Below are 12981 nucleotides of genomic sequence, written 5' to 3'. Positions count from 1 at the left end.
GTTGTTGCTTACTCTAACGAGCAGCCGCTCTAGCGCCCTTTGAAGGAGAGAGCTCTGTTGGTGAGCTTTTAATATATTTTAATTTCGATTTCGATTTCATTTTTGACTTCAAAAGATGTCCTTTTCTTAGCTAAAAAGGGGTTCCGATTTTGAGATTAACTCCAATTGTCTTGGTTTATATTCCTTTGCCATTTCAGCAATTGCATTAATATGAGGTGGCGTTGTACCGCAACATCCACCTATAATATTGATTAACTTTTTATCTAAATATTCTCGGATTTGGGCTGCCATTTGCTCAGGACTTTCATCGTACTCCCCAAAAGCATTTGGTAAACCTGCGTTGGGATATGCTGAAATTGCCATATCAGACTTCCTAGCCAGCACCTCCAAGTGAGGTGTTAATTGTTTTGCTCCTAAGGCACAATTAAATCCAACACTTAATAAAGGAATATGTGAAATTGAGATTAAAAAGGCTTCCGCAGTCTGACCAGATAAAGTTCTTCCAGAAGCATCTGTAATAGTGCCACTCACCATGATTGGTATTTCGATATTCCGTTCCTCTTTCACTTCTTCAATAGCAAATAATGCTGCTTTTCCGTTTAGCGTATCAAATATAGTTTCCACTAAAAGGATATCTACACCACCGTCCAATAGCGCCTCCGCTTGTTGCTTATATGCTTTTCGCAATTCCTCAAAAGAAGTAGCTCTAAAGCCAGGATCATTCACCTCTGGTGACATGCTCGCTGTTTTGTTTGTAGGACCCATTGCGCCAGCAACAAAACGAGGTTTGTGTGGCTCTTTTGCCGTAAAAGCATCTGCCACTTTCCTTGCAATTTTAGCACTTTCAAAATTGAGTTCGTAGACGAGATCTTCCATATCATAATCTGCCATGGCAATTGTGGTTGCTGAAAATGTATTCGTCTCCACAATATCTGCTCCTGCCTCAAAATACTTGGCGTGCACTTCTGCAATTGCTTTGGGTTGCGTTATAGAAAGCAAGTCATTATTTCCCTTTACGGATGTGTGAAATTCTTTGAAACGTTCTCCTCTAAAATCTTCTTCGCTAAAATTATAGCGTTGCAACATAGTACCCATTGCGCCATCTAAGACAAGGATTCTTTGGGCAATTGCTTGGTTTAATTTATTGGTGTTCTTCATATTTTATTCATTGTTCCTAATAAGACTCGCGATCGTTCGCTTCCCTCTCTGCAAGGAATACGAATCACGACTTTTTTTTAATCATTAATTCAACTTGGAACTCAATCTTAAAATATCTCCAAATACACCTCTCGCAGTCACCTCTGCTCCAGCACCTGCACCTTGAATTACAATTGGGTTTTTACCATAATTTTTAGTGTAAATTTCAAAAATCGTATCGCTTCCACTAAGCTGTCCGATAGCTGAATTCCTCAAAACTGGAACCAACTTAACTTCTAAGACAGCACCGTCGTTTTTTGAAAGGTTACCAGAAAGCTCTGCTACATAACGCAACACTTTATCTTTAGGACAATTGACTTTTTTAATTTTAAAGGGAATATCTAGTTGATTTAACGCGTTTAAAAATTCTTCCTTTGCGCTATTTCGCAAACTTTCTGGCACCAAGCTTTCAACCTTCACATCTTCCAATTCGTTGTGTAAATCTAATTCTCTTGCAAGGATTAATAGCTTTCTAGCCACATCATTACCATTTAAATCTTCGCGTGGATCTGGCTCAGTAAACCCTTTTTTAACAGCGCGACCAAGCACCTCACTAAAAGACAGATTACCATTGCCAAACGCATTAAAAATATAACTCAACGAGCCCGAAAAAACACCTCTTATCTTGGTGATATTTTCTCCACTAGCATGCAATAATGAAATGGTGTCAATAAGCGGCAACCCAGCTCCAACGTTAGTTTCATACAAATATTTTTTATTATTTACATGTAGTGTTTGACGTAAATTATTATAAAAATATAAGGATTGTGTGTTGCCTTTTTTGTTTGACGATACTAAATGAAATCCAGCTTTCACAAAAGTGGTATACTCGTTAACAATGCCATCATCTGCTGTATTATCAACAACAATTACATTCTCAAAATGGTGCAATGCTACAAAATCTATAAGCGTTTGCACTGAATATTGTGTTCCATACACTTGCTTTTCTGATAGCCAATTTCTTTTGATTCCGTTTGGCGCTAAAAGCAATTTAGTCGAATTTGCCACGGCAATAATCTTCACATTAAGATCTTTACGTTCTAATAAGGATTCTTGCTTCGCTAAAATTTGTTTGATTAATGCTCCTCCCACTAATCCGTGACCTAAAGCAATTATATTAACATCGGTTTTTTTTAAGGAATATAGGTTTGTTTTTTGCTGTGTTATCTCTTTAGCCACACTCATATATACGTTTTCAAGCAGTTGTTATTAAATAGATCTAAAGGGTCTTTTTTTTTCTGAAAGATTGGTTTTAACATGGTTGTCAACTGGTCAAATTCTATTAAAAAAGCATCGTGACCGTGAATAGATTTAATCTCATTAATCGTTACATTGTCCTTTATTGGTTTTAACTCTTCATATGTTTTCCAGTTTTCTTCTGTTTTAAAAAACAAATCTGAATTGATAGTAATAATGTGAATGTTAGAAGATATCTTGGATGCTATTTCTAAAAAACTTTCTCTACCTCTTGTAATATCTACTGTTCTTAATATTTGATTCATCAGTTTATAAGCTGACAATTGAAACCTATTTGTTAGTGCGTTCCCGTGATAATTAAGCCAACTTTCGATATTAAATAAGTCTTGTTCTTTCTTCGTTCTTTGAAATTTTTGAGTCAGCGATTCTGGTGTTCTATATAGTGTCATTGCGTGCAGTCTAGCATCAAATAATGGATGTATTGAATTATTTAAAATACTATCCTGAATATGGCAATTGGCAATCAACCAATCTGTTGATTTCCAATCTGCAGCTATCGGTATTAAATGTTCTATGCATTCTGATTTAATAGCGGCCATTTCCCAAGCAACTCCTCCGCCTGTAGAGCCTCCTATAACTGCAAAAAGGGTGTCAATTTCTAATTGTTCTAATCCTAATAAAAATAGTTTTGCGATATCTCTAGCATTAAAATCTTTATAATTTTCAATTGCATTTTCAGGCCTTTCATCAAAGCCATTTCCTGGAACATTAAAAGCTAAAATGGTATACATTTCAGTATCGATACATTTGCCTTTTCCTATAAGATCATTCCACCATCCAGAAGTTCCAATTACAGTGGAGTTAGCAGTAAGCGCATGATTAACAAGGACTATTGGCGCATCACCCAACGTTTTGCCAAAAGTCTGGTAAGACAAGGTTATGCTGATTGTCTTACCGCTTTCCGTTCTGTATGCAGCTATTTTTATATATTGTAATTGTTCCATTTTTAAGGAGTAATGAAGATTGTACTATTTTTATTTTTGAAGTATCTTATCCTTAGCGACTGCAAGGGCTTCTTTTAAATCAGCTTTTAAGTCTTCAATATTTTCAATACCTACAGACAGCCGAATTAAATCTTTAGTAACGCCCGTGGTTTCTTGCGCTTCATCACTTAATTGCTGGTGCGTCGTACTTGCAGGATGGATAATAAGTGATTTTGTATCACCAATATTAGCTAACAAGGAAAATAACTTTGTAGTGTCTGCGATTGTTTTTGCTGAATCATATCCACCTTCAACACCAAAGGTTACAATACCACTTTGCCCTTCCGGTAAATATTTTTTAGCGAGTTCTTTATAGGGGCTTGTTTCTAGACCAGGATAATTAACCCAATTAACTTCTGGTTGTTCTTGTAACCAAGTAGCCAATGCCAATGCATTTTCACTGTGTTTTTTAATACGCAATTCTAAGGTTTCTAAACCTTGTATGATCTGAAAGGCATTAAATGGGCTCAAAGCACCTCCATAATCGCGAAGGCCCTCAATTCTTACTTTAGCTATAAAAGCTGCTGCACCTATCGTTTCGCTATACACTAATCCATGGTATCCTGCTGAAGGTTCTGTGAATTCTGAAAATTTTCCGTTTGTCCAATCAAAAGTTCCTGCATCTATAATGACACCTCCTAAGGCAGTTCCGTTTCCATTGATGTATTTAGTTAGTGAATGAATGACAATATTTGCACCATATTCAATGGGGTTGAGCAAATAAGGTGTCGCCACTGTATTATCAACAATTAACGGTACTTTGTATGTCTTGGCTTCTTTTGAAATAGCTTCAATATCAAGAACATCAAGCTTAGGGTTTCCCAAAGATTCAACAAAGAACACTCGTGTATTTTCTTGAACTACTTTATTAAAATTTTCTGGATTTGATGGATCTACAAATGTTGTTGTAATCCCATGTCGAGGCAAGGTCACACTTAACAAATTATAGGTGCCTCCATACAAACTACTAGAAGCTACGATATGATCTCCTGCTTTTAAAAGTGTTAGTAATGTTGTAGAAATAGCGGCTGTTCCAGATGCTGTAACCACTGCAGCAAGTCCTCCTTCTAATGCCGCCAGGCGTTGTTCTAAAATATCATTGGTTGGATTGTTTAAACGTGTGTAAATAAATCCCGGCACCGACAAATTAAATCGTCCTGCCGCGTCGTCTGAATCATCAAAAACATATGCTGTAGATTGATAAATAGGAACCGCTCTTGTCCCTCCTGTTTGTGTGACATCGTGTCCCGCGTGCAACGCTTTAGTCGCGAATTTTTGTGTACTCATTTTTCTAATTTTACTTTGACTCCGCTCATTATTTGGCAGCGAGATCTATTAATAATTAATTTTAGAAAAATGTTATAAGAATTGACTGCAATACCTTGAAAAGATATTGGGTTGTCGTTATCTATCGCTGATTAAAAATCATTGTAGAATGTAGCACCTTCTCGACACCGCCATATAGCGGACTTACAACGAGGGTTGCTAAGGCTTCAAAGGGTCTAATCCCTCCACCTTTCTTGATAACACTTCAATAAAGTTTGGAACTTTGTGAATACAAAGATCATGAAAAATAATTTACAAAACCACCTCAAAAGGATTATTTTTCTATAAAAATATCATTAAGCAATGCTTTAAAGAAAAATAATCCTTGATACTGTGTAATTGTAGATTTTATTATACAAAACATCGAATAACAATGAAAATGATTCCTATTTAAAACTACAAAATCTTTGAAACCGCTGTTGAGAGGGCTTTTCTGCGAACAAATGTAAGCATCGTTAGAGCTAGTTTTAAACTAAAAACTGAAACAGATCTGGTTTATCATTTAAGTAATCCCCATAAAAATTATAAAGTTTCATTTTTGAAATTAACGGGGCTAAATCATTAGGCGACTTTAATTCTAAACCAACAACAGCCACATCATTCTCGCGGTTTGCTTTTTTAGTGTATTCAAAATGTGTTATATCATCTGTTGGTCCTAAAATGTCAACAACAAAATCTCTCAATGCACCAGCACGTTGAGGAAATTTTATAATAAAGTAATGTTTTAGATTCGCATAAAGGAGCGCGCGCTCTTTAATTTCTGCAGTACGCGTAATGTCATTATTGCTCCCGCTAATTATACAGACTACATTTTTCCCTATAATTTCTTCTGAAAACTGCTCTAAAGCAGAAAGACTCAAAGCTCCAGCAGGCTCGACAACAATAGCATCTTTATTATATAATTCTAAAATAGTTTGACAAATCTTACCTTCATCCACCGCTACAACACGATGTAATGTCTCTTTACAAATCGCAAAATTTAAATCACCAACACGTTTAACCGCCGCTCCATCAACAAAGTTATCTATGGATTCCAACTCAATATTTTTATTATTCCTAATAGAAGTTAACATAGACGCCGCACCCTTTGGCTCCACACTAATAATTTTAGTGTTTGGAGATAAATTTTTAAAAACAGCCGATAATCCTGATGCCAATCCACCACCACCTACAGCAACAAACACATAGTCTATTGGCACATTGGACTGGTTTAAAATTTCTAAACCAACCGTTGCCTGACCTTCAATTACTTTTTTATCATTAAAGGGATGAATGAATGTTTTATTTAATCGCTCGCATTCTAACATCGCTGCATGATATGAATCGTCAAAAGAATCGCCCTCTAAAACAATATTAATATACTTTTCTCCAAACATTTGTACTTGTTCTATTTTTTGATTTGGTGTGGGAGTAGGCATATAAATAGTCCCCTTAATCTTCAATAATTTACAAGATAAAGCTACGCCTTGTGCGTGATTTCCCGCACTGGCACAGACAATTCCCTTTTCAATTTCGACTTCAGAAAGTGAAGACATTTTATTGTAAGCTCCACGAATTTTATAAGAACGTACGACCTGTAAGTCTTCACGTTTAAATAGAACATTACAACTAAACGCTTTTGAATACTGCACATTTTGTGCTAAAGGTGTAATTGAAGCAACCCCCTTTAATTTTTTTGCAGCAGCTTCTATTGCCTCTAATGTTGGGAAATATGTGGTTTGTATCTGCATTGATTGCGGAAATCTTGTGTTTATTTTTATTGTCGGATTGTACTATTTCAGTATTAATCTAAAACTGAATCAACTGTTTTTGCATCAGATTTTATAATTTTCATCGCAGTCATTGCAGCTCTTAGGCGCTGACCTACTGCTTCAATGGGATGATTTCTTATAGCATCATTTACTGCTATTAACTCAATATTATCTACTCCATTTTTCGTTGAAAAGGGCTTGCCAATAATATCGGTTTTAACTGTTTTCATAAAATTAACTAACAAAGGCTTACAGGCGTGGTCAAATAAATAACAACCATATTCAGCAGTATCTGAAATCACCCTGTTCATTTCAAATAATTTTTTTCTTGCAATGGTATTTGCAATTAATGGCAATTCGTGAAGTGACTCATAATATGCAGAATCTTCAATAATTCCGGCGCTTACCATCGTTTCGAAAGCCAATTCTACACCAGACTTAACAAAAGCAACTAATAAAACTCCATGATCAAAATACTCTTGTTCGGGAATATGCTCATTCGTCAGGGTTGTTTTTTCAAATGCTGTTTCTCCAGTTTCTGCTCTCCATTTTAATAAATTTACATCATCATTTGCCCAATCTTCCATCATGGTTTTGGAGAATTGTCCTGAAACAATATCATCCATATGCTTCTCAAATAATGGGCGCATAATATCTTTTAATCCTTGCGATAATTCTTGCGCTTTCAACTTGGCGGGATTAGACAATCTATCCATCATATTTGTTATTCCACCTTGTTTTAAAGCTTCCGTAATAGTTTCCCAACCAAATTGAATGAGCTTTGCAGCATAGCCAGCTTCTATGCCTTCGGCGACCATTTTATCAAAAGATAAAATTGCTCCTGTTTGCAATAAACCACATAAGATGGTTTGCTCACCCATTAAATCGCTTTTAACCTCAGCGACAAAAGAGGATTGGAGCACACCGGCACGATGCCCTCCGGTTGCAGCAGCATAGGCTTTTGCCTGATCCCAACCCTTGTTTTCTGGATCATTTTCTGGATGCACCGCAATTAATGTTGGCACACCAAAACCTCTTTTGTATTCTTCTCTAACCTCTGTTCCTGGACATTTTGGGGCAACCATAATTACGGTTAAATCCTCTCTCACTTTTGTTCCTTCTTCAACAATATTAAACCCATGAGAATAAGATAAGGTCGCTCCTTTTTTCATTAAAGGCATAACTGCCTGTACTACATGTGTGTGTTGCTTATCTGGAGTTAAATTTAGCACCAAATCTGCTGTAGGAATTAATTCCTCGTAGGTGCCAACAGTAAAACCATTAGAGGTTGCGTTTTTAAAAGACTGTCTTTGTTCATCCATAGCAACTTGTCTTAATGTATAAGAAATATCTAATCCAGAATCTCTCATATTTAAACCTTGGTTTAGACCCTGTGCCCCACAACCTACAATGACTATTTTTTTACCTTTTAATATGCTTACGCCCTCTTGAAATTCTGAAGCGTCCATAAATCGACATTTCCCTAATTGCTCTAATTGACTTCTTAATGATAGCGTGTTAAAATAATTGCTCATTGTTGTAATTTTTGATGCTTATTTTTAGTTGAATGCCTTTAGCATTTTTGAAATTTCCATTGGTTGCTTTGTCACTGAAATACGACCAGATCTTGTAAACTGAAGTATCCCAAATGGTTTCAACTCTCTATATAATAGCTCGATTTCCTTTTTCATTCCTGATTTTTCAATCACAAAAAACACTCTATTTACAGTAACAATCCTGGCATTACTTTCCTTAATTATATTCTGAATTTTACGTTCTTCAAATAACAAATCAGACTTTACTTTAAACAAGCAAGATTCTTGATAAATGGTCTCATCGTCTGTATGATAATAGGCCTTAATCACTTCCACTTGCTTATCAATTTGACCAATGATCTTTTTCATTTGTTCCTCTTGAAGATCTACGACAATTGTAAATTTTGAAACACCTTCAATCTCAGAAACTGAAGAATTAATACTTTCAATATTTATATGCCTTCGTTGAAAAATTGCTGAGATGCGATTTAATAACCCTATATTATTTTCAGTGTAAACCGATATTGTATATAATTGTTTTTCTGCTGTCATAATTAACTTAATCTTATATCTGAAACACTAGCCCCAGTTTGAATCATAGGAAAAACATTTCCTTCTTTTTCTACTGAAACCTCTAAAAAATAGGCCTCTTTAGACGCCATCATTTCTTTTACTGCTCCTGCCAAATCTTCCCGCTTAATGACTTTTTTTGCCTCAATTGAATAGCCCTTTGCAATGGCAACGAAATCTGGATTTTTTATATCGGTTGATGCATACCGTTTCTCAAAAAATAGTTCCTGCCACTGTCGTACCATTCCTAAAAAATCGTTGTTTAGCACAACGATCTTAACAGGAACTTTCGTTTGAAAAATAGTCCCTAATTCTTGAATAGTCATTTGATAACCACCATCTCCAATAATTGCAACAACATCACGATCTGGCGCTGCCATTTTAGCGCCAATTGCTGCTGGCAATGCAAAGCCCATTGTACCCAACCCTCCAGAAGTAATATTACTTTTAGTGAGGTTAAATTCAGCATAACGACAAGCAATCATTTGGTGTTGTCCAACATCACTCACAATTGCTGCATTGCCTTTACTTTGTATATTTATTTCCTTTAAAACTTCACCCATTGTCAAACCTTCTTTTGTAGGATACAAATCGTCTTTTATAACTTTGTCATATTCAATTTGATACAGGTCTTTAAATTTTTGATGCCATTCTTTATGGGTATTCTCATTTAATAATGGCAACAAAGCTTTTAGTGTTTCTTTAGAATTCCCTAGGACAGCCACCGTTGCTTTTACGATTTTATCGACCTCAGCCGGATCTATTTCAAAGTGAATAACTTTTGCCTGTTTAGCATATGTTGCTAAATTTCCTGTAACCCGATCATCAAAACGCATTCCAATAGCAATTAATACATCGCATTCGTTTGTTAACACGTTTGGCGCATAATTACCGTGCATCCCCACCATTCCTACATTTAAATCGTGTGCCGTTGGCAATGCTGATGCACCTAAAATAGTCCAAGCAGATGGTATTCCTGATTTTTCTATAACTGCTTTAAACTCAGCTTCAGCTTCACCTAAAATCACCCCTTGCCCCCATACTACTAATGGCTTTTTAGCCGCATTTATTAACGATGCTGCTTCAACCACTTTTGAGAAATCTACTTTTGGTGCTGGTAAATAACTTCGTACACCAGTACATTTTTTATACTCAAAATCAAATTCCTCAAATTGTGCATCTTTAGTAATGTCTATCAAAACAGGACCTGGTCTTCCACTCTTGGCGATATAAAAAGCTTTTGCTAGCACCTCAGGAATTTGAGAAGCTTTTGTTATTTGTTGATTCCATTTAGTCACAGGTGTAGAAATACCAATAATATCGGTTTCCTGAAACGCATCTGTTCCCAATAAATGTGAGCCTACTTGTCCAGTAATGCAAACGATTGGCGTAGAATCTATTTGTGCATCTGCAATCCCTGTAATTAAATTAGTTGCCCCCGGACCTGATGTTGCCATTGCAACCCCTACTCTTCCTGAAATACGCGCATAACCTTGTGCTGAATGTGTCGCTCCTTGCTCGTGGCGTGTTAAAACATGCTGAATTTGGTCTTGAAATTTATACAATTCATCATAAACTGGCATAATGGCACCCCCAGGATAGCCGTATAATATATCTACACCTTCAGCAATTAAACAGCGAACCACAGCTTCACTCCCAGAGATACGTATACTATTTTTTGTTTCTTTTATTTCTGACTTCAAAGATTGTACTTCCATAGAGATACTCTTAAATTTTATTTATTTAAAATTCGTCTGTCACACATCCTTTTGATGCAGACGACACTGTTTTTGCATACTTATATAGTACTCCTCTTTTAAATTTTAAGTCTGGCGCAATCCAATGTGTTTTGCGTTCTTTTAATTCTTCTTCTGAAACTTCTAGCATAATAGAATTCGTTTCAGCATCAATAGTAATTATATCTCCATTTTTTACCAAAGCTATAGTTCCACCTTCTTGTGCTTCTGGCGTAATATGACCTACTACAAAACCGTGCGTTCCTCCTGAGAATCTTCCATCTGTTATTAGTGCTACATCTTTACCCAAACCTGCACCCATAATTGCTGCGGTTGGTTTTAACATTTCTGGCATTCCTGGACCTCCTTTAGGCCCTTCATAACGAATAACAATAACATCTCCTTTTTCTACTTTTCCATCTCTTATTCCATCGTTAGCATTATATTCTCCTTCAAATACTTTTGCTTTTCCTGAAAATCTCAATCCTTCTTTTCCCGTTATTTTAGCGACACTCCCTTCTTCCGCTAGATTGCCATACAACATTCTTAGGTGTCCAGAAATTTTTATAGGATTTTCTATTGGTTTAATGACGTCTTGACCTTCTTTTAAGTCTTCAACATCAAATAAATTTTCTGCTATTGTTTTCCCTGTAACGGTTAAACATTCTCCATGAATCAATCCTTTCTCTAATAGGTATTTTAAAACTGCTGGAATACCTCCAACGGCATGAACATCTTCCATTAAATATTTTCCGCTTGGTTTTAAATCTGCTAAAAATGGAGTGGTATCACTTATTTTTTGAAAATCCTTGAGGGTAAAGTCAATATCAGCAGCCCTTGCAATTGCTAAAAAGTGTAAAACTGCATTCGTAGAACCTCCTAAAATAGTAACTAAGCGTACCGCGTTTTCAAGTGATTTTCTGGTAATAATATCTGACGGCTTAATGTCTTTTTCTAAAAGAAGTCTCATGGCTTCTCCTGCTTTTATAGACTCTTCTTTTTTAGCATCACTTAAGGCTGGATTTGAAGAATTGAAAGGCAAGGCCATACCCAAAGCCTCAATTGCCGAAGCCATCGTATTTGCGGTATACATACCGCCACAAGCACCTGCTCCTGGACATGCTTTTTCAACAATATTTTGATATTCGTCTTCAGACATGGTTCCTGCAACTTTGCTTCCCCAAGCTTCAAACGCAGAAACGACATCTAGTTTTTCACCATTATGGCAACCAGAATCTATTGTTCCTCCATAGACCAAAATACTAGGACGGTCTAAACGAATCATAGCAATTAATGCCCCTGGCATATTCTTATCACAACCTACAACGGTAATTAAACCATCATAACTCATGGCTTGCACTACTGTTTCCATAGAATCTGCAATAATATCTCTGGATGGCAACGAGTAGCGCATACCTGGTGTTCCCATAGAAATTCCATCACTCACTCCAATAGTGTTAAAAATCAAACCTATAATGTCTTTATTTTTAGTGCCTTTTTTACTCAATTTTGCTAAATCATTTAGGTGCATATTGCAAGGATTACCTTCGTATCCTGTACTTGCAATTCCTATAATTGGTTTAAAAAAATCTTCTTTGGTCAAACCAATCGCATGCAACATAGCTTGAGCAGCTGGTTGCGTTGGGTCTTGGGTTACTGTTTTACTGTATTTGTTTAAATGGCGCATATTTTTATGTAATAAAACAAAAGTACTTGTTTGGTTTTCTATGATTATCACTCTTTATAGATTCAAGCTAAACTCAATTGCATAAATACCTAGTTAATATTATGGTTGTCAGTATTTTATAAGCCCTCATATATGATGTTCAAGAGCACTGTTTTCTTGAATAAAAAAAGCCCTCCAAAACCGGAAGGCTTATAACAAATTATATATGTTTTGTACCACCCCAATAGTGATTATGAGATAATAGTCTAAAAATGCAAATGTTTAAGGTTGTTTCCAAAAAAAAGGTAACATAAAATGAATTTAAGAAGATTATGTTTCGGTTTAAATCCTAGAGCAAAGAGAATCGTAACACGTATAAAAAAAGGTATTTTTGTGCCATGAATAATCGGAAGCTTAAAAACAGTGAATTAGATCGTCTTGACACGAAAACTTTTAAGGAATCTAAAAAAACACCTCTAATTATAGTCCTTGACAATATTAGAAGCTTGAACAATATTGGCTCTATTTTTAGAACAGCAGATGCTTTTTTGATTGAGAAAATCTATCTCTGTGGTATTACTGCCACTCCACCTCATAAAGACATTCAAAAAACGGCATTGGGGGCGACTGATAGTGTGGATTGGGAGTATATTCAAGACACCCTAACCATTATCAAAAAATTAAAAGCAGAAAATACAATTGTCGCTAGCATTGAGCAAACCGAAGATGCGATCTCACTAGAAAATTTTAAAACCAAACAAGATCAAAAATATGCTATTGTTTTTGGTCACGAAGTTAAAGGAGTACAGCAAGAAGTAGTCACTGAAAGTGATGTTGCACTAGAAATTCCACAATATGGAACCAAGCATTCCTTGAACATTTCGGTTAGCTGTGGAGTTGTTGTTTGGGACTTGTTTTGTAAGGTTAGTCGGTAGCAGGCAGGAGGTACTTTTGCACTTG

Annotated in this window: 10 protein-coding genes and 1 riboswitch; of the genes, 1 reads left to right on the top strand and 9 read right to left on the bottom strand. The window is 36.0% G+C overall.

Annotated features, from left to right (window positions below; translation table 11 throughout):
• Positions 1 to 126: 126 nt before the first annotated feature.
• From ABXT67_RS08940 to ilvD, 9 genes are all read right to left on the bottom strand, one after another.
• The gene (locus ABXT67_RS08940; protein ID WP_415373676.1) at positions 127 to 1158 is read right to left on the bottom strand and encodes a homocysteine S-methyltransferase family protein; all 1032 of its coding nucleotides are present in this window, start codon (positions 1156 to 1158) and stop codon (positions 127 to 129) included.
• Between the two features lie 84 nt (positions 1159 to 1242).
• A complete protein-coding gene (locus ABXT67_RS08935; protein ID WP_415373675.1) occupies positions 1243 to 2382 on the bottom strand; it encodes an aspartate kinase in 1140 nt (379 codons plus the stop codon).
• Positions 2379 to 3398, bottom strand: a complete 1020-nt coding sequence (locus tag ABXT67_RS08930; protein WP_415373674.1) for an alpha/beta fold hydrolase — start codon at positions 3396 to 3398, stop codon at positions 2379 to 2381. Before ABXT67_RS08930 ends, ABXT67_RS08935 begins: the two co-directional genes overlap by 4 nt.
• A gap of 30 nt (positions 3399 to 3428) precedes the next feature.
• Positions 3429 to 4724, bottom strand: a complete 1296-nt coding sequence (locus ABXT67_RS08925) for an O-acetylhomoserine aminocarboxypropyltransferase/cysteine synthase family protein (protein ID WP_415373673.1) — start codon at positions 4722 to 4724, stop codon at positions 3429 to 3431.
• A gap of 114 nt (positions 4725 to 4838) precedes the next feature.
• A riboswitch (SAM riboswitch) is annotated at positions 4839 to 4967 on the bottom strand.
• 263 nt (positions 4968 to 5230) lie between these two features.
• Entirely contained in the window at positions 5231 to 6493 is a 1263-nt protein-coding gene (gene ilvA, locus ABXT67_RS08920) for a threonine ammonia-lyase IlvA (protein WP_415373672.1), read from the bottom strand.
• A 53-nt stretch (positions 6494 to 6546) separates the two neighbouring features.
• Positions 6547 to 8049: a ketol-acid reductoisomerase gene (gene ilvC, locus ABXT67_RS08915; RefSeq protein WP_415373671.1), complete on the bottom strand. Its 1503-nt coding sequence runs from the start codon at positions 8047 to 8049 to the stop codon at positions 6547 to 6549.
• 24 nt (positions 8050 to 8073) lie between these two features.
• Positions 8074 to 8601, bottom strand: a complete 528-nt coding sequence (gene ilvN, locus ABXT67_RS08910) for an acetolactate synthase small subunit (protein WP_415373670.1) — start codon at positions 8599 to 8601, stop codon at positions 8074 to 8076.
• 2 nt (positions 8602 to 8603) lie between these two features.
• Positions 8604 to 10337 (bottom strand): biosynthetic-type acetolactate synthase large subunit, encoded by a 1734-nt coding sequence (gene ilvB, locus ABXT67_RS08905; protein ID WP_415373669.1) that lies wholly within the window; start codon positions 10335 to 10337, stop codon positions 8604 to 8606.
• 25 nt (positions 10338 to 10362) lie between these two features.
• The gene (gene ilvD, locus ABXT67_RS08900) at positions 10363 to 12042 is read right to left on the bottom strand and encodes a dihydroxy-acid dehydratase (protein WP_415373668.1); all 1680 of its coding nucleotides are present in this window, start codon (positions 12040 to 12042) and stop codon (positions 10363 to 10365) included.
• A 377-nt stretch (positions 12043 to 12419) separates the two neighbouring features.
• Between ilvD and ABXT67_RS08895 the strand changes: the two genes are divergently transcribed.
• On the top strand, positions 12420 to 12956 hold the full coding sequence (locus ABXT67_RS08895) for an RNA methyltransferase (RefSeq protein ID WP_415373667.1): 537 nt from the start codon (positions 12420 to 12422) through the stop codon (positions 12954 to 12956).
• The last annotated feature ends 25 nt before the right edge of the window (positions 12957 to 12981 follow it).

It is taken from the genome of Patiriisocius sp. Uisw_017 (assembly GCF_047731265.1).
GTDB lineage: Bacteria > Bacteroidota > Bacteroidia > Flavobacteriales > Flavobacteriaceae > Patiriisocius.
Note: the sequence above shows the minus strand (reverse complement) of the source record. Positions and strands in the feature narration are given on the sequence as shown.